Consider the following 21837-nt stretch of genomic DNA (forward strand, 5'->3'; position numbering starts at 1 on the left):
CTCCCGGGACCCCGGCGGCGTGTTAGTATTGGACACGTTTTCGATCCTAAGACGAAAACCCTGGTCGCGAAATCAGGAGTTCGACAACCCGGTGATCAACCGGGCCCCGCGGGGAAATCGGCGCGGTGGTTCGACCACTCGCGTCGGTGAGGAGGAGGACATGGCCGCGACAGCAGCCACCGCCGGTGGTTACGGCAACCCGACCGGACTCGACACCGCAGATCTGCGGCGCACCGAAGACGGTTACACGGGTATTCCCGGTAACGCGGCGTGGGCGGCCGAGGTCCGTCGGCTGGCCGAGCAGCTGGACGCCGTGCTGCTCGCACACAACTACCAGCTGCCCGAGATCCAGGACGTCGCCGATCACACCGGCGACTCGTTGGCGCTCAGCAGGATCGCCGCCGAGAGCACGGCGAGCACGATCGTCTTCTGCGGCGTGCACTTCATGGCCGAGACCGCCAAGATCCTCAGCCCGGACAAGACAGTGCTGATTCCCGACGAGCGGGCCGGATGCTCGCTGGCGGACTCGATCACCGCCGACGACCTTCGCGCCTGGAAGGCCGACTTCGTGCGAGCGGGCGAACCCGAACCGGTGGTGGTCTCGTACGTCAACACCACGGCCGAGGTCAAGGCCGAAACCGATGTCTGCTGCACGTCCTCGAACGCGGTCGATGTCGTGCGCTCGATTCCGGAGGAACGTCCGGTGCTGTTCTGTCCGGACCAGTTCCTCGGCGCGCACGTGCAGCGGGAGACCGGTAGGCCGAACCTGCACGTCTGGGCGGGTGAGTGCCACGTACACGCCGGAATCAACGGTGCCGAACTCGCCGAGCGGGCCGCTGCCGAGCCGGAGTCGGAACTGTTCATCCACCCGGAGTGCGGTTGCGCCACCTCGGCGCTCTACCTGGCCGGGGACGGGACCGTGGACTCCGAGCGGGTCAGGATCCTGTCGACCGGTGGGATGCTCGACGCGGCGCACCGCACCGGTGCTTCCTCGGTACTGGTCGCCACCGAGGTCGGGATGCTGCACCAGCTGCGCACGGCGGCTCCGGAGGTGGACTTCCGGCCGGTGAACGACCGCGCCTCCTGCAAGTACATGAAGATGATCACCCCTGCCGCGCTGCTGCGCTGCCTGACCGAGCAGGCCGACGAGGTCAGCGTCGATACCGAGACGGCGCGGCGTGCTCGCTCGGCCGTGGAGCGGATGATCAGCATCGGCAGGCCCGGTGGTGGCGAATGACCTGGTACGCGGGTGCTGACCTGCTGGTCGTCGGAACCGGTGTCGCCGGGTTGACCGCCGCGCTGCGCGCCCGTGAGCGCGGGCTGCGCGTGTTGGTGGTCTCCAAGGAGGCCGCCGGTGTCGGCAACACCGAATGGGCCCAGGGCGGTATCGCCGTGGTCAGGTCGGAGGAGTGCGATCCCTCCGACAGCGTGCGACAGCACGTGCGGGACACCCTCGAGGCGGGCGCCGGGCTCTGCTCCACCTCGGCGGTGCGCGCGATACTCGGCGACGGTGCGGCCGCGGTGCGTCGGCTGTGCGCGGCGGGCGCACGGTTCGACGGCGAGGCGTCCGGGGCGCTCTCCCGTACCCGCGAGGGCGGGCACAGCGCGTTCCGCGTGATTCACGCCGGTGGTGACGCGACCGGTGCCGAGGTGCAGCGGGCCCTGGTCGAGGCCGGTACCGAGGTGGGAATCCCGATACTGGAGAACCACTGCGTGGTCGAGCTGTCGCACACCGAGTGGGGAGCGGTCGGTGGTGCGCTCGTGCTCGACCACGCGGGCAGGCCCGGTGTCGTGCAGGCTCCCGCCGTGTTGTTGGCCACCGGTGGGCTCGGTCAGTTGTACCGGGCGACGACCAATCCGGAGGTCGCGACCGGGGACGGCGTGGCGCTCGGCCTGCGCGCCGGGGCCGCGGTCGCGGACCTGGAGTTCGTCCAGTTTCACCCGACCGTGTTGCACACTTCCGCCACCGAGCGCGGGAGTCGTCCGTTGATCACCGAGGCGGTACGGGGCGAAGGAGCCGTGCTGCTGGACTCCCGGGGTGAACCGGTGATGGCGGGCAGGCACCCGATGGGGGATCTGGCTCCCCGCGACGTCGTCGCCGCGGCGATCAACGAGAAACTCGCCGAGACCGGCTCGGAGTCGGTCTACCTCGACGCGACCGGACTCGGCGACGGATTCGTCGCGCGTTTCCCGACCGTGTACACGGCGTGCCGGGACGCCGGGATCGATCCGTTGGTCGAACCCATCCCGGTCACCACGGCCGCGCACTACTCCTGCGGCGGGATCATGTGCGATGTCGACGGCAGAACCGGGGTGACGGGCCTGTACGTCGCGGGCGAGGTCGCTCGTACCGGGCTGCACGGTGCCAACAGGCTCGCCTCCAACAGCCTGCTGGAAGGACTGGTGCTCGGTACCCGTTCCGCCGACGCCGCGCTGCGCGATCTCCGTTCGGGATCCCTGCGCAGGGGTTCGGTGGTCACCGAACGCCCGCCAGCCGCCGCCGTGGTCGAGCGTTCCCGGCTGCAGCGGCTCATGAGCGGATACGCCGGGATCGGGCGGCACGCCGACGGGTTGCGTCGGGCCAAGTCCGGACTGGACGCCGCGGCCGTGGTGCGGCCGTTGCGGAGTCGGTCGGAGGTCGAGGACGCCGCTCTCGGGCTCACGGCCCACGCGCTGCTCGCCGCGGCCGCCGACCGGACCGAATCGCGCGGCTGCCACCGGCGCTACGACCACCCCGACACCGATGACCTGCGGTGGGGGCGCCCCAATCCGTTGCGGCTGGACGTGTCCGGCTGGTTGATCCGTTCCACCCCGGAGGAATCGAGGGAAGTGGCTTGAACCTCTCCGAGGACACCGTCCGAAATCTGCGTACCGCCGGACTGGACCCAGCGGAGAGCTCGGCTCTGGTGCGTGCGGCGCTGGCCGAGGACCTGCGCTACGGCCCGGACGCCACCACGAGGGCCACCGTGCCCGCCGAGGCGGTGGCCACCGCCGCGTTCAACACCCGAGAAGCCGGTGTGGTGGCCGGACTGCCGTTCGTGCTGACCGTGCTGGACGAGACGATCGGCCCGGACGGCTATCAGGTGCTCTCGGCGGTCTCCGACGGTGGGGAGGTCGCCGCGGCCGAGTGCGTGCTCGCGGTTCGCGCGCCGGTGGGTGGTCTGCTCACCGCCGAACGGACGGCGTTGAACCTGCTGTGCCACCTCTCCGGCGTCGCGACGGCCACGGCGGCCTGGGTCGCGGCGGTGCGCGACTCGCACTGCGTGATCCGGGACAGTCGCAAGACCGTGCCCGGAGTCAGACTGCCGCAGAAGTACGCCGTGCGCTGCGGTGGCGGCAGCAACCATCGGCTCGGGCTCGGCGACGCCATGCTCGTCAAGGACAACCACGTGGCAGCCGCCGGTTCCGTGACCGCCGCGCTGCGGGCATGTCGTGAGTACGCGCCCGAACTGGAGCTAGAGGTCGAGGTGTCCGGTCTCGACGAACTCGACGAGGTGCTGCCCGAGAACCCGGCGTTGGTGCTGCTGGACAACTTCACGCCGGGGGACTGCGCCGAAGCGGTCCGACGTGCCGCCGCACGTTCTCCCCGAACCGGGCTGGAGGCCTCCGGGGGACTCACCCTCGACGTCGCACCGGCCTACGCCGCCACCGGGGTGCACTACCTGGCGGTCGGAGCGCTGACTCATTCGGCGGGCGTGCTGGACATCGGGCTGGACATTTGACTTCCTCCCCGCCCTGGGGGGCGGGGATTCCCATCGGGCTCGCGCCCGATGGTTCCTGCTTCGTCGCCGATTGCCGAAGGGAGGACCCTTGCGGACTGATACCGGCTCCACAGGCTTCGCCGGGTTATGGCCCGGCTACCGCTTGACCAGCGGCACGGATGTTCTTCGCGGCGTTGTGGTCCCGGTGGTGCCGGGTGCCGCAGTCGGGGCACGACCATGCCCGAACGGAAAGCTTCAGGTTGCTCAGCAGGTGCCCGCATGCGGAGCACGTTTTGCTGGACGGGTACCACCGGTCCACCACAACCAGTGTCTTGCCCGCGCGGGTGGTTTTGTACTCCAACTGCCTGCGGAACTCGCCCAACGCGGCGTCCAGCACTGCCCGGTTGAGTCCGGCTTTGGCGCCCACGTTGCGGCCCGTAGATTCGACAGTGCCCCGCGCCGAACTGGTCATGCCCGCGACGTTGAGGTCTTCGATCGCGATGACATCGGCACGGCGCACGAGGTTCGTGGTGGTGCGGTGCAGAAAGTCCTGCCGCGCGTGGCGGACCTTGCGGTGCGCGCGCGCCACCTTGCGCTTGGCCTTACGACGGTTGTTCGAGCCACGCTGTTTGCGGGCCATCTGTCGTTGGTAGCGGGCGAGGGTGCGTTCCTTGCGGTCCAGATGCTTGGGGTTGGCGATGGTCTCGCCGGTGGACAGCGTCGCGAAGTCCTTCACGCCGAGGTCGATGCCGAGGGCCTCGCCCGTGGGCGCGGCGGGTTCGGGGTCGTCGGTGTCGACGGCGAACGTCACGTACCAGCGCCCGTCCGGTTCGCGGGAGACCACCACCATCGTGGGGTCGATCGTGTCCGGGTCGATGTCGGGCCAGGACCACACGAACTCAAGCGGTGTGGATTGTTTCGCCAACGTCAACGTCCCGTCGCGCATACGGAACGCGCTGCGGGTGTAGTGCGCCGACTGTTTGCCGTTGCGGTTTTTGAACCTCGGGTACTTGGCGCGTCCGGCGAAGAAGTTCGCGAATGCGGTGTGCTGATGCCGCAGGGTCTGTTGCAGCGGCACGCTGGAGACCTCGGACAAAAACCCCAGGTCCTCAGTCTTCTTCCACCGCGACAGGGCGGCGTCGGTCTCGGTGTAGGACGTTTTCGTGCCGTGCGCGTGGTAGGCGCGGTGCCGCTGGTCGAGGGTCTTGTTCCACACGAGGCGTACGCACCCGAACGTGCGACCCAACTGGGCCGCCTGGTCCGAGTCCGGGTAGGCCCGGCACTTGTACGCCGTCCGCATACCGATCATTTTACACAACTAGCGATCATGAGTAAGCATGTGGGTACGTGGTCACCCAACAGCACTCGGGATCGCTTTCCTCTCCAGCCCGAAGACAGGAGCTTCCAACGATTGGAGCCTGGTGAACCGGTTCCGACACACCGGGTTCGATCGGTTCGACGATCGAACCCGGTCCGGCCGGAGCCTTCCGCTCAAGCCGTCCTGAGGAAGGTCAGCATACCGACCACGGCGGCTTCCACCATTCTGGACAGTGTCGGTTCCATCACCGGTGCGAACAGCGGGGAGTGATTGGCGGGCAGGTCGGTGGCCGCGGTTCCGTCCGCCTCGGCCCGTTCCTGCCGCTCGGGATCGTTGCCGCCGATGAACCAGTAGCAGTACGGCACCTCGATGGCATCACCGAGCAGCCCGAAGTCCTCGCTGCCCATGAGCAGTTGGCCCGGCTCGACGTCGCCGCCGTCCCGGAACTCGCGCAGCGAGCTCATGGTGCGATCGGTGACGGTCTCGTCGTTGACCAGGGCGGGGAACGTCGACAGTTCGGTGATCTCCGGTTCCGGGGCGCCGGAGGCCGCCGCCTCGGCACTGATGACGCGCCGCAGCGCTGCGAGCACCCTTTCGCGCTGTGCCTGGTCCAGCGTGCGCACGTTGAGCGTGAACATCGCCGAGTCCGGGATCACGTTCTCCTTCGTGCCACCGGCCATCCTGCCGATGGTGACCACCGCGGAGTCGAGCGGATCCACCTCGCGGGCCGTGATGCTCTGGATCCGGGTGATGGTGTGAGCGACCTGCACGATCGGGTCGACCGCGGTGTGGGGCTGCGAGCCGTGCGAGCCACGTCCGTACGCGGTCACCCGCCAGGAATCGGCGATCGACGTGGAGATGCCCGAGCGGTACCGTATCGAGCCTGCCGCTCCCGGTCCCACGTGCTGCCCGAGCAGCACCTCTGGACGCGGCGCCCGATCCCACAGACCGTCGGCGATCATTCCCGCGGCTCCCGCGGCGGTCTCCTCGCCGGGTTGGAAGATCAGCACCACCGTGCCCGCCCAGCTCTCCCGCGCGTTCGCGAGCAGCGTCGCACTCGTCAGCAGCGCGGCGGTGTGCGTGTCGTGACCGCAGGCGTGCATGACGGCCGTCTCGGTGCCGTCGGGCAGGGTGCCCGTCGCCGTCGAGGCGTAGTCCAGCCCGGTCCGCTCGGCGACCGGCAGCGCGTCGGTGTCGGCCCGGAACGCCACCACCGGCCCCGGCCCGTTCTCCAGCACCCCCACGACACCGGTCGTGGCGGACCGAAACGTCGGGACGCCGAGACGCTCCAGGTGTGACTCGATCAACCGCGCGGTCCCGTGTTCCTGCATCGACAGTTCGGGGGCGGCGTGCAGCGTCCGGTAGAGCCGGTGCAGTTCGGGGCGAAGTTCACCCAGTCCGGCGAGTACCCGCTCGGCACTGTCTCGAGTGCCGGTGGCTGTGTCGTTCACCTGTTCTCCTCGGTTTCTTCGGTGTTGTTCCTGGAGGCCGACCTGTCACGCAGCAGCACCGACAGCACCACGGCCGCCAGCGTGCACACGGCCATGGCGTACACGGAGGTGGACGGGACCAGTGGGACGAGGACGAAGACGCCCATCGCTCCGCAGCACAGCGCGATCGGGATCGTGCGTCGTTGGCCCGCGCTCATCACGGCCTGGATCAACATGGGGCCGAAGATCGCGGGGACCACGTAGCCGAAGACGTCCCGTACCGCTTCGGGGATCACCGACATGATCCAGGTGCCGAGCACTCCGACGAACACCAGCAACGAGACCAGGTGCACCGAAACCGCGCCGACGATGGCCGTCACGGTCGTGATCTCCGCCTTGGCGGTGCCCTGCTTGGCGCCCACGGCGTTCTGCGCGGCCAGCGCGGAGGGAAGGAGCTTATTGGAGACGTTGCCGATCATGAACGCCTGGTACGTGGCGGCCGAGCCGAGCATCGGGTAGTAGGTGATCGGTTCCGCGATCCACAGCACGCCGAACACGGCGGCGATGGCCAACCAGGTCTGGGACACCGTTTCCGCACCCGGCCAGTAACCCAGGCCGAACATCAGGTACAGCGGGCCGCTCAGCGATATCACGAGTCCCGTCAGCAGTGTGGCCTGTCCCCACCGCGACGTGCTCCGATGGAACGTCTCCATCGGACCGGCCGAAAGCCTGGTCGACATGTCCGTGCTCCTTTCCGATGAGCGACTTCGCCAGTGGTGCCTCGCCCCGGTCGAGCGGGCTGTCTCGACCGAGCGGGCTGCCTCGGTCGAGCGACGTCAGATCGCTATTCCGGCACCGACCAGCGCCCCGGCCATCGAGATGCCCAGTGACCACTCCCTGATCCACCGCTTTCCGGTGCGGGACGCGATCAGCTGCAGCACCAGCATCACCACCGCACCGGTGACGAAGGTGATCAGGTGGACACCGGATTTCATCGATTCGTTCAGGCCGAGGTAGCAGAAGGCGGCGATCATCGCCGCTCCCGGAACGATGGCCATCACCGACGGGTTCATCCCGCGGACCTTCCGGTCGGTGCGGCGCAGCAGTGGGGTGAGGACCAGCGCACTGATCATCCATGCCGCCCCGCCCGCGCTCATCGTGAACAGGACCAGTGCGAAAGCGGAATTGTCGTAGCCCGCTCCGCCGAGTTCGACCCCGATCGAGTCGGCGGCCGTCTGGGCGGCCAGTGTCTCGAACATCACCGAGCCGATCAGCCCGACCCGGGTGAGCACCGCCGGGGTGCCGAACGTCGTGAGCAGCCCGATCGCCACGAAAACCACCGCCAGCGACGGACCGAGGGCCGAGACGGCACCCGTGCGGAAGGCGCGGACGAGGGTTTCGCGCGGGATGTCGTTCGCTTTCGCCGCGTTCGACGCGGCACGCAGGTATGCCAGCGACTGCACCGTGATCACGAGGAAGATCCCGAGCACGGCCAGCCACAGCACCGGCGAGTACGCGATGTTCGGAGTACTCATCCGCACACCTTTCGTCAGCCGTCGGTTGGGCCGTCCGGAGGAGCGGAGTTCCGCCGGAGGCACTGCCTGATGGTTCCCGGAAGCATGTAGGAGAGCTCGGACGAGCCCTTGTGATCGCGGGAAATTTCGATTTCACTGCCTCGCGTGCAGGATTCCGCGAACATGGACGAGACGGATCTGGCTTTGGTGCACGCGCTGCAGTTACGGCCCAGAGTCAGCTGGGCACTCCTCGGAAGCGTGCTCGAGGTGGACCCCACCACGCTGGCCCGTCGATGGGACCGGCTGAGCCGACGTGGTCTGGCCTGGTTCAGCTGCTATCCCTCGAGCACGAAGGACTGGACCTGGCACGACTGGGAGGCGGGGGCCTACGTCGAGGTGGAGTGCTTTCCGGGGCACCGACAGGCCGTCACCGAACGACTGGTGCGCAAGTCCTCGGTGTGGAACATCGACGCCACGTCGGGCAGGCGCGATCTGATGCTGACCATGATCGCGTCGAGCATCGTCGCCATCGACACCGAGGTGTCCGAGTCGATCGCACCGATCCCCGGGGTGCGGGCCACTCGCACCCACTTCTTTCGGTCGATCTTCCGGGACGGCTCCAGCTGGCGGTTGAACGCTCTCTCGCCGGAGCAGCAGCGGCGGCTGACCTCGGAGCCCACCGCCGAGCGGGCCACGCGCCCGAGCGGTCAGGATCTCGAAGTGCTCCGGATACTCGGGCCGAACGCGCGACTGTCGGCCTCGACGGTCGCCGAGCGGCTCGGATGTTCGGTGAGCACCGCCGGGCGCCGGATCACCCGGGTGATGGAGTCCGCGTTCGCCGCCGTACGTTGCGAGGTGGCGCACAGCATCGCGGGCTGGCAGGTGGCGGCGACGCTGTGGCTCGACGTGCCGCAACAGGACCTACGCACCGTCGCCGCGGACATAGCGCGACTTCCGGAGATCCGGCTGTGCGTGACGGTCGGCAGCGAGGCGAACCTGGTGGCCCAGATCTGGCTGCACCGGCTGGAGGACCTGGACCGCTTCGAGATGCTGTTGGCCACCAAGTTCTCCGGCACCCGCGTGCTCGATCGCTGGATCACGCCGAGCTTCGCCAAGCGGCTCGGTCACGTCATCGACGTCGACGGTTGCCGGACCGGCTTCGTCCCGCTGTTCGGGGAGCGGGACCAGGAGATCGGGCCGTGACGCCGATCGAGATATAGTCGAGTCACCCGCTTGCTCCGTGGAGCACCGGCCCATTCGCGCGACAACCGCGTCTCAGTACCAGTAGCCGGGCTGCCACCGCACGGATTCGGGGCGTTGTCCGGTGCGGCAGTACTCGGCGATGGCCTCGCGGGCTTGCTCCAAGGGGATCGATGCCGAGGCGGGGAACCACAGGTCGCCTTCGGGGTCGAACAGCAGCGCCGGAGTCTCCTCGGTGGTGCGGGGGTTGTAGGAGTCGACGAGGTCTTGCTGTTCGGGCGTGCCGTTGTGGTAGCTGATCGCGCCCCATCCGAGGTCGGGCCGTGTGCAGACGCGGAGCTTGTGGCGTGGGAACTCGTTGATCGTGCCGTCCGGTGACTGGTGGCAGGGGCGATCCCAGACGTAGACCTCGGCGGGTTGTCGCGGAGGGTCGTGCACGAGTGTCCGTACGAGTTCGTCGATCTCGTTCGCTGTGTGCGCGTACCGGAAAAGATGGTGGAACACCGCGGTGACCACAGTTCCGGTTTCGAGGGTGGTCATGGAGTGGCTTCTCCTCGGATCTCGATCGGTTGCGTTGCGCCGGGCTGCCACACGGCCAGTGTTGATCCGCGAGGCAGGATGGCTCGGATTGCTATGGCGCAGCTCTGGAAGCCGGTGCACATCTCATTGTTGAGGACGACGACGCCGTAGGTCTGTCCCCGTTCTTTCATCCGTTGGGCGTATTTCGTTTCGACGTGGGTGTACACACCGGGTGCACCTTTCGGATTCCCCGAAGGGAACACGGTGGAGTTATGCAGGGTGAGGCGAGCGCGTTCGGATTCGTCGTCGCGTCCGCTGGTTTCGATGAGTTCGGTGCCGTCCTGGTCATAGACGAGTCCGGTGGTTTGTCCGCCGGTGTAGTCGGGCAGCCGCTCGCGGACCTGGTCGATCCAGGTGCGGTCGCGGGCCGTGTCAGTGGGAACGCGTGGAAAGGTCGAGGGGTGGGGCAGGCTCGGCGGCGGCTGATCGCCGTGCACGCCGAGCAGGCCCAGATAGTTCACCAGGTGCTCGCGGGTGTTCTCGGACAGTGCGAGCACGTCGTCGATGAGCTCGCGTGCTCGCTCGAACAAGGCACAGCCGTTCTCCAATTCGGGTGAGGTGCTGCCCTGGCCGATTTCGGCCAGGGTCGGTAGGGCGTATTCCTCGATCCAGGCACGTACTTGGTGCAGTCGCTCGGGCGGCAGTTGTCCGAGCACCCCGCCGAGTGTGTTGCCCACCTCTTCCACATGGGACATACCGCTCCCCTACAGGACGGCGGAGAAAGCACTGACGTGTTCGGTGGCCCGCATAACCGCTTGGACCGCTTCATCCGTCTTCTCGTGGGCGGTGGCGAACAGTTGGTCATCATTCGTGCTGGTCCCGGCCACCTGGTGCAGCAGCCCACGGAGCTCCTCCAGCCTGGTTCGCACGGCCGCAAGCTCACCGGTGGGCGCGGTATCGATGATCTGGTGCAACTGGCCGCGGATTTCTTCGAGCATACGGTTCTCCTATCGATGGGATGTGACGGCCAACTCCTGCCTGGGGTTGGTATTGAGAAGGCGACCCGTTGGGTGGCGGTATAGCTGTCTTGGTCATGTCTCTCCTGGTGGGTACCGCCCGGCCGGGACGGGGGAGGGGAGTAGCCCGGCCGGGCGGCGGACGGCCCGGCACCGGAGGCCGGGGGCTCGGCAGTGCCGGACCGTGGTTCAAAGGCGTCGTAATCCGTTCAGGACGCGACGCATCAGATCGAGTTCCGGGGCCTCCGGGGCGGAGTGCGGTTCCGGGGTATTCTCCGGGCGCCACTCCGGTAGGTAGGGACTACCGGAGTGGCCTTCTTTCGGTGATATCGGAGGCAGCGTGCCGGACCATCGGTAATACCGGGGTGGTCGTGCCACCCGCGATTCCTGAGTCCGAGGTTCGTCCGTCATTTCGGGAGTACCATCTACCGTTCCGATCGAGAGTCCGTGTCGTCGAGTTCTCTCAGGGGTAGGATTTCCGAGCTGTCGATCGCTGCTCGTAAGATGTCGCTTGTGACTGGGGAGTCGCTCGTGAATGGGGGAGAGTCGGCGATAGCCGAATCGAGTATCGGCGTGAAGTAACTTCGAGCGGGAATGTCAGGATTCGGATCGCCCTGGAAGGCGAGGATGTAACCACGGCTCTTTTGACTCAACTGCTTAGAGCTCGTATTTGCGTATGTGCGAGCCCATCCACTCGCACTCGGGGCAGTGCTGCCAGCTCGACGGCGGTGTTCCGGGGGTGAACCAGCCCAGAAACCCGCAGACCGTCTGCGCTGCGTGGCCGTCCCGGTATCCGCTGATGAGCAGGTCCGCCGAGACGTCGTGCCAGATCCGGTCGTCGCTCAGTGACGCCGCGTAGGCGGGGCCGCTCAGGACGATTTCCGATTTCCGCTCCCGATCCGCTGTCTCCGGAAGCCGGGACGGTGTGGTCTCCGCCGGTTCTACCGGTGCGCTTTGCAGGCACAGCTCGCACGGCATCCCGGCGAACGCTTCCGTGCTTTCCAGGTTGCTGTAGTGGGTGATGAAACCGCAGTAGGCTTTCCGTATTCCGTCCGGCCTCGTGCTCTCGTCCGGAGTGAAGATGTGCACCGAGCGCACCGTCGGAGGGTGGTTCTCGTTCAGCCGGGCGAGAATGATGTTCACAGCCCATCCCCTTTCGGGCGAGATTCCGGGTACCTCTCCCACATCCGCCGAGTAGTTCGCCTCGCCCGATTTCGGGCTCGTTTCTTCTCCAGTGGCGGCAGTTCGTAGACCACCACCGCCCACGGCAGCGCGGCCACCAGAGCCGCCAACGCGAGGATTAGTTCTGTTCGCACGGTTACCTTTCACGGACATCGGCGGCGATGTCCACCACGAGCCGGATCGCCGTCACACACGCGGCGATGACTTTCGGGACCGGAAACATCGAACTCACCGTCCATCCGGGAGACCGCGGATCCGCTGCAGGCATTGGCAGTCCCGGCACCTCGTGACCCGCTCAGGTGTGTCGCCGCTCGCGGGTATCCGGTGCTGCCTCCGGCAGAGCGTGTACGTCTCCGAGTAGACCTCGCTGATATCGGGGGCACCGGGATCGTGTGCTCGGTTACGTGCGGCAGTTCGTCCGCTCTCAACCGATGGCTGTGGGAGCAATGCACTCCGTGCCGGAACGGTAGCGGGCGTTGGTTCAAACGTTCCATGCGTGACAAGTTGTCAGAGTTTAGTGAAAATTTTCAATGCCTCATTCGGGTGATCACGTGTATCCCGGTCGCCCTCGTAGTCTGAACGCATGGCGAATACCCCGCGAGCACGTGCTCTAGGTCGTGAACTGCGTAAACGTCGAGAAGCCGCCGGTTTGACGCTGGAAGCGACAGCGGAGAAAGCTCAGTGGTCACTGGCCAAGGTAGGCAGGCTGGAACGTGCTGATCAGGGGATTTCCGAGGGTGATGTAGCCACACTTCTGTTCGCTCTTGGCGTTTCGGGTGAAGATCGTGAGCAACTGCTGAAGTTGACGAGGGAGCTCGATCAACCGGCTTGGTGGGAAGGACAGCGTGGCCTCCCCAACGTGACGAGTGCGCTGATCGATGCCGAGAGCCGGGCAGAACGAATCGTGGATCTATCGACGTTGGTGGTTCCAGGACTACTGCAGACGAGGATGTACAGCGAGGCGCTGTTCCGGGCGTCAGGGATACGGGACGTTTCGTCCGCCGCCTCAGCTCGACAGCTGAGGCAAGGCATTCTCACCCAGGATGACCCAGTTTCATTTACGGCTCTGATTGACGAGTCGGTCCTCCAGCGTCCAGTTGGTAGCCACAGTATCGCAGCTGTTCAGCTACGACACGTCGAACACATGGCGAGTACGTGCGAAAATGTGTCGGTCTATGTGATACCGACATCCGTTGGCGCACACCCCGGTATGGACGGGCCATATGCAGTGCTGCATCTCCCAGCCGCTACTTATGTCCACGCAGAGGCTGGCAATGCCGGGTTTCTCATCGACGACGAGACGGATGTGCGTCCGTTCGTAGATACGATAGATAGGGTGCGTACGTACACACTGTCGAGTGAACCCTCGCTGAAGACAGTGGCCGCGTACGCAGACGAGCACGAACGGAAGGCGAACGAATGATGACCACCACTCCGCACTGGCGAAAGAGTAGCCGCAGCGGCGGCGCAGGTGGTAACTGCGTCGAGGTCGCTCAGAACTTCCCGTCTGCCGCTCTCGTCAGGGACAGCAAACTAGGGGAGACCTCTCCTGTCCTGAGTACGAAGCACGAGACTTTCACCGCGTTCATCGACGCGGTGAAGGCCGATCGGTTCGAGTGAATCCCAGCGAACGGTCCAGCGCTCCCGGGGACCACTTCATGACGAAGGTGGACCGGGGGCGCTGTTTTGGCTCATGTGGCCCGCGACGACGGTGATACCCGCCCTTACTTGTGGCTGACCACGTTGACCACTCGGCCGTTGGGGTCGCGGACGAAGAAGCGGCGCACTCCCCAGTCCTCGTCCCGCAGTGGGTGCACGATCTCCGCACCGTTCTCCACCATCCGCGCGTGGACGGCGTCGACATCGTCGACCTCGACACTCATGTCCGGCACGACCGTGGCGGTCTCGTCGTGGGTCATGAAGGTCACCTGGGCCGTGGGATTGCTGGGCGAGGCCAGCGTCATCACCCAACCGAGGTTCATCACCTCCTCGAACCCCATCAGACCGTAGAATTCCCGGCTCTCGTCCATGGCTTCCGAGCGGATGTCGGGCATGGCGCGGCGGATGGACATCGGCGACTCCTGTTCGAACGAGGAAACACAGCGTCCCCGATTCTCCGCCGAGGGGCGACACCGCACATCGAACGCGGTACGAACCGTCGCGAACACACACGTCCGGAGTAGGGACACCCCAGCACCGGAGTTCCAGTACCGGCGACCCGGGCCGAGAAGGCCCCGCCCCGGTGATCAGAACTTCCGGTTGGCCAGTACCGGAATCTCCTCCCGCGCCTGCTCGGCGCGTTCCGGAGCGATGTCGGTGATCAGCACGTCGGGCTCGGCCTCGAGCTGGTCGTGTATCACCCCGTAGGGGGTGACCACGGTGCTGTAGCCGATACCGGTTGGGGCCTTGGCCGCCGGTTCGCGGCCGATGCTGCGTGGATCGGCCTGTCCGCAGGCCAGCACCCAGGAGGTGGAGTCCAGCGCCCTGGCCCGCGCCAGCAGTTCCCACTGCTCGCGCTTGCCCGTTCCCGCGCCCCAGGAAGCTGCCGTGACCGTCACAGTGGCGCCGCGTTCCGCCAGTGTGGTGAACAGGCCGGGGAAACGAATGTCGTAGCAGGTCGTGAACCCCACGGTGGCGCTGGGCAGCCGCACCGTCAGCGGTTGCTCCCCCTCGGCCACGTTGCGCGACTCGGTGAAGCCGAACGCGTCGTAGAGGTGGATCTTGTCGTAGCGCGCCCGCGTGCCCGGCCCGGTCACCAGCAGCGTGTTGGTCACGCGGCCGTCCTCGGTGGGGGTGAACATACCCGCGGCCACCGTGATGCCCGCGTCCCCCGCGAGCCTGCCGACCTCGCCTGCCCACGGGCCGTCCAGCGGTTCGGCCAGCGGTGCCAGCGGAACCCCGAAGCAGGCCATGGTGGCTTCCGGGAAGATCGCGAGTTCCGCACCGGCCTCGGCGGCACGACGCACTCCTCCCGCCACGAGCTCCAGGTTGGCGTCCGGGTCCGGTGTGGACGCGATCTGGCACAGCGCGACGCGCACTTGGACTCCTCCTGTCGTGGCCGGGCTACACTCGACATTCTCCCATGCGCTCACCGCCGTCGACGAGCGCGCGCCGAGGTAGGCAACGTCTCATCCTGTTGCCATTCTCTTGCAGCAGTTTCTAGGGTTGGCCCGTGCTGAACCGGCGTACACTGATCTCTTCCTCCTTGGCCGCCTTCGCCGTGGCGGGTACTGCCTGCGCGGCGCCCGAGCGAAGCGGGGGCGATCCCCGAACCATGCTGCTGGCCGACGGGTACGAGCCGAGCAGTCTCAACCCACTGCTGGGCTACGCACGAGCCGGGGCGGCCAAGTTCTACGACGGTCTGCTCGCCTTCGACGGCAACGGGCGACTGCACCCGGCGCTGGCGGAGGAACAGCCCACCCCCACGGACGGCGCACGCACCTGGACCGTGCGGCTGCGCCGCGACGTGAGGTTCCACGACGGCGGTCCTTTCCGTGCGCGCGACGTGGTGGCCACCTACCGTGCCGCCGTCGATCCCGCTTACGCGGCCACGATCAGTTCCGGGTTGTCCATGCTCGAGGAAGTCGAAGCCGTGGACGAGCACACCGTGCGGTTCCGGCTCAACATCCCCTACGCGCCCTGGCCCGCCCGTATGGTCATGGGCATCCTGCCCGCGTCCGCGCTGGCCGAAGCCGTGCCACAGGGTGAGTCCCCGATCAATACGCAGCCGGTCGGCACCGGTCCCTACCGGCTCGCCGAGTGGCGGCGCGGCGAGCGAATGGTCTGGCGCGCCCACGAGAACTACTGGGGCGGTACGCCGCGGATCTCCGAGATCACCGTCGTTTTCGCCACCGACGACAACACCAGGGCGCAGCGCGTGCAGGCCGGGGAGTTCGACGGCACCGTCCTGCCCCCACTGCTGGCCGAGCGGGTGGGCAGCGGTTCCTACCGCACCGTGCACCACGACACAGCCGACTACCGGGCCATCACGCTGCCCGCCGACCAGCCCGTCACGGGTGACCCGGCCGTGCGGATGGCGCTCAACCTGGCGGCGAACCGCTCCGAGATGGTGGACAGCCTGCTCGGCGGGCACGGCGAACCCGCTTACACTCCCATCCCGGAGTCCATGGGGCGGTTCCACGAGCCGGAGGCGAAGTTGGAGTTCGACCAGCGTCGCGCTCGCCAACTCCTGGACGAGGCGGGCTGGCGTGCCGGTTCGGACGGGATTCGCACCAAGGAGGGCACGCGGGCGAGCTTCACCGTGATGTACTTCGCCGATGACACCCTTCGCAAGAAGTTCGCCCAGGCGTTCGCCTCGGATGCCGGGAAGGTGGGAGTGCGGGTCGAACTGGCCGGAGTGGACCGCTCCGAAGCCGCCGAACGAATCGGTACCGACGCGATAGTGCTCGGCGGCGGCAGTCCGCTGGATCCGGACCTGCAGATGTACTCCGGTCTGCACTCCTCGATGATCGGTACCGGTACGTACCGGAACCCGGCCAAGTACCGCAACGAGCGGGTGGACTCGGCACTGGACGCCGGCAGGCGCACCGTCGAACCGGCCGAGCGTGCTCGGCACTACAAAGCGGCGCAGCGCGCCTACGTCGCTGATCCCGGCCTGGTCTACCTGGCGTTCATCCAGCACAGCTACGTCGTGCGTACCGGGATGTGGGACGGATACGAACCCGTTGTGGAACCGCACACGCACGGCACCACCTGGGGCCCGTGGTGGAACGTCGAGAAATGGACCCCGAAAGAGTGAACTCACGTGTGTGGACGGTGCGCCGTCGAAGCCGTGCGGGTGCGGTGGCCGGACTCGTCGTCCGCCGGGTCGTGCTCGCCGTGCCGGTACTGCTGCTCGTCTCGCTGGCGGTGTTCCTGCTCGCCGCGGCCTCACCGTTCGACCCGATCCACCAGTACTACGGGGTGCGGATCTTCGACGCCTCGGCCGCGGACGTGGCCAGCGTACGAGAACAGCTCGACCTCGACCGCCCGGTGCTCGCGCGGTTCTGGGACTGGTTGAGCGGAATCCTGTCCGGTGACCTCGGCATGTCCCGCTCGATGCGCGCACCGGTCGCGGACGTGCTGGCGAGGCGCCTGCCGTGGACGCTGCTGCTCGCGTGCTGCGGCCTGGCCCTCGCCGTGGTGTTCTCGCTGGTGATCGGAACTGTGGCCGCTTGGCGGCAGGGTGGCTGGACGGACCGGCTGATCACGGCTGTCGGCCACGCCCTGGAGGGGATTCCGCCCTTCGTGGTGGCGTTGTTGGCCATCGCGCTGTTCTCGCTCGGCCTCGGATGGTTGCCGGTCGCCGGCCTCACCGACGCGGGCAGTTCACTCGGCCCAGCGCAGGTGATCGAGCACCTGGTGCTGCCCGCCGCGGTACTGGGGATATCGCAGAGCCCCTGGCTCGTACTGCACGTACGACAGTCGCTGCTGACAGCGTTCACCGAGGATCACGTCACCGGTGCCCGAGCCAGGGGAGTCCGCGAACGCGTGGTGGTCGCGCGGCACGCCCTGCCCACCGCGCTGCTGCCGTTCGTGACGCTGATCGGCGCCCGGATCCCCGAACTCGTGACCGGCGCTGTGCTGGTGGAGGAGGTCTTCTCCTGGCCGGGAGTGGCCTCCGCCGTCGTCACCGCGGCGAGAGCGGCGGACTATCCGCTGCTGGCGATCCTGACCCTGCTCGCCACGGCCGCCGTGCTGCTCGGTTCCCTCCTGGCCGACGTGGCAGCCGTACTACTCGATCCGAGAGTCTCCGCTGATGGTTGAGCTCGAATCCGACAGCGCCACCGCCGGCCGACCCCGCCCCTGGCGGAGCGCCACTCGTGCTCGTGCCGGGACCGTGCGAGGTGCGGCCGGAGCCGTGCGGGCACGGCTGAGCCTCGTGACGGCGGTGACCGCGCTGGGTGCGCTCGTACTGGCCGCGTTGTCGGTTCCCGCCCTGTCCGCGGCACCCGGCACCGTGGACTACCAGGCCATACGGCTTCCGCCGAGTCCGGCGCATCCGTTCGGCACGGACACCTCGGGACGCGATCTGTTCGTGCGCTCGCTGGCGGGACTGCGGGTGTCACTGCTCGTGGCGGCGGTCAGCACGGTGGTGTCCACAGTGCTCGGTACCGCGGTGGGTGCGCTCTCCGGCGCGTCGGGGGGATGGGTGGATCGCCTGTTGATGCGGGTGGTGGACGCGGTCAACGCTGTACCGCACCTGCTGCTGGGCATCGTGATCGTCGCGCTCTACCAGGGAACGGTGCTCGCGGTGGTACTGTCCATCGGCCTGACCCACTGGGCCACCGTCGCGCGTGTGGTGCGTTCCGAGGTGCTCGGGCTGCGCAACCGGCCCTACGTGGACGCGGCCGTCTCGGCCGGTGCCGGTCGGTGGTGGGTGCTGCGCAACCACCTGCTGCCCGCGATCGTGCCCCAAGCGGCACTGTCCGCGGTGCTGCTCGTGCCGCACGCGGTGTTCCACGAGACCGCGCTGAGCTTCCTCGGGCTGGGACTGCCCCCGCATCTGGCCAGCATCGGCAACATCCTCTCCGACGGCAGGGAGGGGGTCCTGCTCGGTGCCTGGTGGATCGTGGCGTTCCCGGCCGGGCTGCTCGTGGCCACCACGCTGTCGGTGTCCGGGATCGCCGCCGCCTGGCGGGACCGGACGATTCCCACTCGGCGTTCCGAGCTGACGCTGTGAACGCCCCGCGAACCGAGCCGGATGGAGTGATCATCGGTGCAGCAGTCGCCACTGCTCTGGTTGGACGACATGTCGGTGCGTTTCGAACTGGGGCGGAGCCGTGGTTCCGAGACCGTGCACGCCGTCACCGACGCCAGGCTGCGCCTGTTTCCCGGCCAGATACTGGCGCTGGTGGGCGAGTCCGGCTGCGGCAAGTCCGTGCTCGCCTCCGCGCTGCTCGGACTGCTGCCCGCCAACGCGTGGTCGCGTGGTCGTGCCCTGCTGAGTTCCGGAACGGACGAGGACGTCGAGTTGCTCGCGGCACCCGAGAGCGTGCTCGCGCGCGAGGTCAGGGGAAGGCGAGTCGGTCTCGTCCCCCAGTCCGCCGCGACCCACCTCACTCCGGTGCGTACCGCCCGGGCCCAACTGTCCGAGGCCTTCCGTGAGCTGCGCGGCCGTGCCGACCGTGCCGAGGTGGAAGCGCTGGCCCGACGGGTCGGGTTGGATCCGGACGAGCTCGATCACTATCCGCACGAGCTGTCCGGGGGCATGGCGCAGCGTGTCGCGGTGGCCTCGGCGCTGGTGGCCGAACCCCCGGTTGTCATCGCGGACGAGCCCACCACGGGACTGGACCGACCGTTGGTCGAGCGTGTCATGGACCTGCTCGGCGAACTCGCCGATCGCGAAAGAGGAGTGTTGTTGATCACCCATGATCTGGACGCCGCCGCGCGGGTGGCCACCCACGTGGCGGTGATGTACGCCAGCCGGGTGGTGGAGAGCGGGCCCGCGGCCGAAGTGTTCGGGGAGCCCTGGCACCCCTACACGAAACGGCTGCTGGCGGCGCTGCCGGAAGGGGGGTTTCAGCCCGTCCCCGGGCATCCGCCCGCCCTGACCGAGTTGGCCGAGCTCGAACGCGAGTGGGGCTGCGTGTTCTGCCTGCGTTGCCCCGAAACACCCGGGGTGGCGCCGTGTAACGGCGAGCCGCGGCTCGTCGAGCACGGGCGCAGGTCCGTCGCGGCGCATCCGCCGTGCTGAGCGCCAGGGGAGTGGTCGCGGGCTACGCCCGCGGCCGTGCCGTACTCGACGGAGTGGACGTGACCGTTCCCCGGGGGACGGTTCGCGGTCTCGCCGGACCGAGCGGTTGCGGCAAATCCACGCTGGCCAGAGTGCTGGCACTGCTGCAGCGTCCGTGGTCGGGCACTGTCGAGCTGGACGGCCGCGAGATCCGGGGCGCGCGCTACTCGGTTCCCCGGCAGTCGCGCACCTCGGTGGGGATCGTTTTCCAGCAGCCCCGCCCCGCCGTGGACCCGCGTATGACGCTGCGCGAAATCGTCTCGGAGCCACTGCGCGTCCGCGGTGCGCGGCAACCCCGAGCCCGCGTGGACGAGCTCGCCGAGACGACCGGTCTCGACGCGGAACTGCTCGGCAGGATGCCGCACGAGGTCAGCGACGGCCAGCTGCAGCGTGCCTGCCTGGCACGTGCGATGGCCCCGCGTCCTCATTACCTGATCTGCGACGAGATGACCGGGATGCTGGACGCCTCCACCACGGCCGCGCTCGTCCGCGTCGTGACCGGACGGGTGGCCGAGGAGGGAACCGGTGTGCTGGCCATCAGCCACGACGAGTCGCTGCTGCGCGCCTGGGCCGGTGACGACGTCATCCGGTGGTAGGGCGGGGGAGTGTGGCAGGGTGAGGTGGTTGTCCGGTGCACGGTCGCCGCGTGTCGTGGTGGCCGTAGGCGCTCGATTGGTTGTGGAGAGCACTGATGAGTGAACAGACCACGTTCATGCAATGGCGTGAACGAGCCAAAACCGAGATCCGTGACGAACACCCGCAGCTGCGCTGGCTGCTGATCACAGCCGGAGTGGTCGTGGTGCTCGGGATCGTGCTGGGGGCCGCGGTGCTGCTGCTCCTCTGACCGCTCGAGGTGGGGCGGTGTGTGCGAGACGCACCGCCCCACCCGTGGTTCGGTCAGGCGCCCGCTTCGTTCAGCAGCATCGCCACCGCTTCGTCGTTGCGAGCGGTTTCCCGCTCGATGACCTCGTCCGGCGGGTAGAAGCCGTCGATTCCCCCGCTGTTCGGATACATCTCGAACGTGAACGAGAGTATGCCGTGCTCGGCCCACATCCAGTCGTTCATGCTGCCGTCGGTGACGTAGAGGTCACTCGACTGCATCGGCGTGTACCCGTTGCTGCGGGCCATCGCGTTGCCCAGCTCGGCGAACCTGCGGTACTGCTCCCGTGTCATGCCCGGTGCGGTGTCCGCGGTGGTGTAGCCGTACGGCCACAGCACCAGTTCCGAGAAGCTGTGGAAATCGATGTGCGCGGTTATCCGTTGCCGTCCTCCCGCCTCGCGTGATTCGACGAAATCCCTTATCGCGGCGGTTTCCGGTGCGGAGAAGGGCGCCGGACCACGGTAGGTCGGTTGACTCGGGTTCCCGCTGGACCCGCCGCAGCAGCCCCACTTGTAGCCCCAGTTGCGGTTCAGGTCCACCGGCTCGCTCTCCCGGTTGCGGCGCCAGCCCCGGTAGCCGTTGCCCGACACGTCGTAGGTCGAGCCGTCCGGGTTGACCATCGGGATGATCCAGATCTCCCGGTTGTCGACCGCGTTCGTGATGTCGGGATCGGAGCCGTGGTTGTCGGTGTAGCGCCGCAGGATGTGCAGGCACATCTCGGTCGTGAGGTGTTCCCTGGCGTGCTGGTTGCACGTGAACAGCACTTCCGGCTCGTTCTCGTCCGTCCCGGCGTTGTCACTGATCTTGACCACCGGGATGTCCCTGCCCCGCGCCGAACGGCCCGCGCTCGTGCTGTCGACGATTTCCGGGTGCTCGGCCGCCGCCTCCTCGATCTCCGAAACCGTTTCGGAGTAGGTGTGGTAGCCGCTGTCCTCGGGAGGGAAGTCGGCAGACGAGGCCTCCGGGCGAACGGGGGCGTCGGCCGCTGCGGGGAGGCGTCGCGGGCTCAGTCCCCGGGCGCGCAGCCGCTCGGCCTGCGCCGGGGTGGCTTCGACGAAGGCGGTTTCCCCGGTTACCGAAAGCACCAGCGCGCCGGTGCGATTGACAGCGGTGCGGGAAGCGGTGTCCGTGTTCGGGATCCGGTAGACGGCCCTGCTGGTCTCTTCCCCGGTGTGATCGCCTCCCCGCGCGAATGCCGACTGGGTGGCAGGCAGCGACAGCAGGAGAGCGGTGACCGACAGTGCCACGGTTGTCCGTCGTCGTAGCGTGCGCATGTTCCTCCGATCGATCACGGATTCGGTGCCCCCACCGAGGCTCGCCGCGATTACACTTCGTCACAACA

The 21837-nt window shown here is 67.6% G+C and carries 23 protein-coding genes and 1 pseudogene; 12 read left to right on the top strand and 12 right to left on the bottom strand.

Features of this window, described 5'->3' with window-relative positions:
* Positions 1 to 160 precede the first annotated feature (160 nt).
* Genes nadA through nadC form a run of 3 tightly spaced genes read left to right on the top strand, consistent with a single transcriptional unit; the run spans position 161 to position 3722 of the window.
* The gene (gene nadA, locus J2S53_RS01890) at positions 161 to 1237 is read left to right on the top strand and encodes a quinolinate synthase NadA (RefSeq protein WP_456239483.1); all 1077 of its coding nucleotides are present in this window, start codon (positions 161 to 163) and stop codon (positions 1235 to 1237) included.
* On the top strand, positions 1234 to 2838 hold the full coding sequence (locus J2S53_RS01895) for an L-aspartate oxidase (RefSeq protein ID WP_456239484.1): 1605 nt from the start codon (positions 1234 to 1236) through the stop codon (positions 2836 to 2838). Before nadA ends, J2S53_RS01895 begins: the two co-directional genes overlap by 4 nt.
* Positions 2835 to 3722: a carboxylating nicotinate-nucleotide diphosphorylase gene (gene nadC, locus J2S53_RS01900; RefSeq protein ID WP_456239485.1), complete on the top strand. Its 888-nt coding sequence runs from the start codon at positions 2835 to 2837 to the stop codon at positions 3720 to 3722. The genes J2S53_RS01895 and nadC overlap by 4 nt, the downstream gene beginning before the upstream one ends.
* A gap of 40 nt (positions 3723 to 3762) precedes the next feature.
* Here nadC and J2S53_RS01905 read toward each other — a convergent pair.
* The 4 genes and pseudogenes from J2S53_RS01905 to J2S53_RS01920 all read right to left on the bottom strand — a co-directional run.
* Positions 3763 to 5001: pseudogene (locus tag J2S53_RS01905) on the bottom strand (RNA-guided endonuclease InsQ/TnpB family protein); the annotation flags it as partial.
* Between the two features lie 191 nt (positions 5002 to 5192).
* Positions 5193 to 6470 carry an amidohydrolase gene (locus J2S53_RS01910; RefSeq protein ID WP_456239486.1) on the bottom strand — a complete coding sequence of 426 codons (1278 nt, stop codon included), beginning with the start codon at positions 6468 to 6470 and terminating at the stop codon, positions 5193 to 5195.
* Positions 6467 to 7189, bottom strand: a complete 723-nt coding sequence (locus J2S53_RS01915) for a hypothetical protein (protein ID WP_456239487.1) — start codon at positions 7187 to 7189, stop codon at positions 6467 to 6469. Before J2S53_RS01915 ends, J2S53_RS01910 begins: the two co-directional genes overlap by 4 nt.
* A gap of 96 nt (positions 7190 to 7285) precedes the next feature.
* A complete protein-coding gene (locus J2S53_RS01920; RefSeq protein ID WP_456239488.1) occupies positions 7286 to 7984 on the bottom strand; it encodes a DUF5058 family protein in 699 nt (232 codons plus the stop codon).
* A gap of 144 nt (positions 7985 to 8128) precedes the next feature.
* Here J2S53_RS01920 and J2S53_RS01925 point away from each other — a divergent pair, with 144 nt between their 5' ends.
* Positions 8129 to 9166: an Lrp/AsnC family transcriptional regulator gene (locus J2S53_RS01925; RefSeq protein WP_456239489.1), complete on the top strand. Its 1038-nt coding sequence runs from the start codon at positions 8129 to 8131 to the stop codon at positions 9164 to 9166.
* A 72-nt stretch (positions 9167 to 9238) separates the two neighbouring features.
* Here J2S53_RS01925 and J2S53_RS01930 read toward each other — a convergent pair whose 3' ends face one another.
* The 5 genes from J2S53_RS01930 to J2S53_RS01950 form a co-directional block, all read right to left on the bottom strand.
* Positions 9239 to 9703 (bottom strand): Imm1 family immunity protein, encoded by a 465-nt coding sequence (locus J2S53_RS01930; RefSeq protein ID WP_456239490.1) that lies wholly within the window; start codon positions 9701 to 9703, stop codon positions 9239 to 9241.
* Positions 9700 to 10437 (bottom strand): DddA-like double-stranded DNA deaminase toxin, encoded by a 738-nt coding sequence (locus J2S53_RS01935; protein WP_456239491.1) that lies wholly within the window; start codon positions 10435 to 10437, stop codon positions 9700 to 9702. Before J2S53_RS01935 ends, J2S53_RS01930 begins: the two co-directional genes overlap by 4 nt.
* A gap of 9 nt (positions 10438 to 10446) precedes the next feature.
* Complete coding sequence (locus tag J2S53_RS01940) at positions 10447 to 10680, bottom strand: hypothetical protein (RefSeq protein WP_456239492.1); 234 nt, start codon at positions 10678 to 10680, stop codon at positions 10447 to 10449.
* A 675-nt stretch (positions 10681 to 11355) separates the two neighbouring features.
* A complete protein-coding gene (locus tag J2S53_RS01945; RefSeq protein WP_456239493.1) occupies positions 11356 to 11841 on the bottom strand; it encodes a hypothetical protein in 486 nt (161 codons plus the stop codon).
* Positions 11838 to 12014 (bottom strand): hypothetical protein, encoded by a 177-nt coding sequence (locus J2S53_RS01950; RefSeq protein ID WP_456239494.1) that lies wholly within the window; start codon positions 12012 to 12014, stop codon positions 11838 to 11840. The genes J2S53_RS01945 and J2S53_RS01950 overlap by 4 nt, the downstream gene beginning before the upstream one ends.
* Positions 12015 to 12463: 449 nt before the next feature.
* Between J2S53_RS01950 and J2S53_RS01955 the strand changes: the two genes are divergently transcribed.
* Together J2S53_RS01955 and J2S53_RS01960 are read left to right on the top strand one after the other, a co-directional pair.
* The gene (locus J2S53_RS01955) at positions 12464 to 13303 is read left to right on the top strand and encodes a helix-turn-helix domain-containing protein (protein ID WP_456239495.1); all 840 of its coding nucleotides are present in this window, start codon (positions 12464 to 12466) and stop codon (positions 13301 to 13303) included.
* Positions 13303 to 13500, top strand: a complete 198-nt coding sequence (locus J2S53_RS01960) for a DUF397 domain-containing protein (RefSeq protein WP_456239496.1) — start codon at positions 13303 to 13305, stop codon at positions 13498 to 13500. The genes J2S53_RS01955 and J2S53_RS01960 overlap by 1 nt, the downstream gene beginning before the upstream one ends.
* Positions 13501 to 13604: 104 nt before the next feature.
* Here J2S53_RS01960 and J2S53_RS01965 read toward each other — a convergent pair whose 3' ends face one another.
* Together J2S53_RS01965 and J2S53_RS01970 are read right to left on the bottom strand one after the other, a co-directional pair.
* Positions 13605 to 13952: a VOC family protein gene (locus tag J2S53_RS01965; protein WP_456239497.1), complete on the bottom strand. Its 348-nt coding sequence runs from the start codon at positions 13950 to 13952 to the stop codon at positions 13605 to 13607.
* Between the two features lie 174 nt (positions 13953 to 14126).
* Entirely contained in the window at positions 14127 to 14918 is a 792-nt protein-coding gene (locus J2S53_RS01970; protein ID WP_092924648.1) for a carbon-nitrogen hydrolase family protein, read from the bottom strand.
* Positions 14919 to 15052: 134 nt separating this feature from the next.
* On the opposite strand from J2S53_RS01970, the gene J2S53_RS01975 reads away from it, so the two are divergent.
* The 6 genes from J2S53_RS01975 to J2S53_RS02000 all read left to right on the top strand — a co-directional run bounded on the left by J2S53_RS01975 (position 15053) and on the right by J2S53_RS02000 (position 20459).
* Positions 15053 to 16639, top strand: a complete 1587-nt coding sequence (locus tag J2S53_RS01975; protein ID WP_456239498.1) for an ABC transporter substrate-binding protein — start codon at positions 15053 to 15055, stop codon at positions 16637 to 16639.
* On the top strand, positions 16621 to 17646 hold the full coding sequence (locus J2S53_RS01980) for an ABC transporter permease (RefSeq protein WP_092924650.1): 1026 nt from the start codon (positions 16621 to 16623) through the stop codon (positions 17644 to 17646). The genes J2S53_RS01975 and J2S53_RS01980 overlap by 19 nt, the downstream gene beginning before the upstream one ends.
* The gene (locus J2S53_RS01985; RefSeq protein ID WP_456239499.1) at positions 17639 to 18562 is read left to right on the top strand and encodes an ABC transporter permease; all 924 of its coding nucleotides are present in this window, start codon (positions 17639 to 17641) and stop codon (positions 18560 to 18562) included. Before J2S53_RS01980 ends, J2S53_RS01985 begins: the two co-directional genes overlap by 8 nt.
* A gap of 69 nt (positions 18563 to 18631) precedes the next feature.
* Positions 18632 to 19576, top strand: a complete 945-nt coding sequence (locus J2S53_RS01990) for an ABC transporter ATP-binding protein (protein ID WP_456242674.1) — start codon at positions 18632 to 18634, stop codon at positions 19574 to 19576.
* Complete coding sequence (locus tag J2S53_RS01995; RefSeq protein ID WP_456239500.1) at positions 19570 to 20211, top strand: ABC transporter ATP-binding protein; 642 nt, start codon at positions 19570 to 19572, stop codon at positions 20209 to 20211. The genes J2S53_RS01990 and J2S53_RS01995 overlap by 7 nt, the downstream gene beginning before the upstream one ends.
* Before the next feature lie 95 nt (positions 20212 to 20306).
* The gene (locus J2S53_RS02000; RefSeq protein WP_165400588.1) at positions 20307 to 20459 is read left to right on the top strand and encodes a hypothetical protein; all 153 of its coding nucleotides are present in this window, start codon (positions 20307 to 20309) and stop codon (positions 20457 to 20459) included.
* A 53-nt stretch (positions 20460 to 20512) separates the two neighbouring features.
* On the opposite strand, the gene J2S53_RS02005 is transcribed toward J2S53_RS02000, so the two are convergent.
* Positions 20513 to 21769: a M14 family metallopeptidase gene (locus J2S53_RS02005; RefSeq protein ID WP_456239501.1), complete on the bottom strand. Its 1257-nt coding sequence runs from the start codon at positions 21767 to 21769 to the stop codon at positions 20513 to 20515.
* Between the last annotated feature and the right edge of the window lie 68 nt (positions 21770 to 21837).

Source organism: Actinopolyspora lacussalsi (genome assembly GCA_030803735.1).
GTDB classification, from domain to species: domain Bacteria; phylum Actinomycetota; class Actinomycetes; order Mycobacteriales; family Pseudonocardiaceae; genus Actinopolyspora; species Actinopolyspora lacussalsi.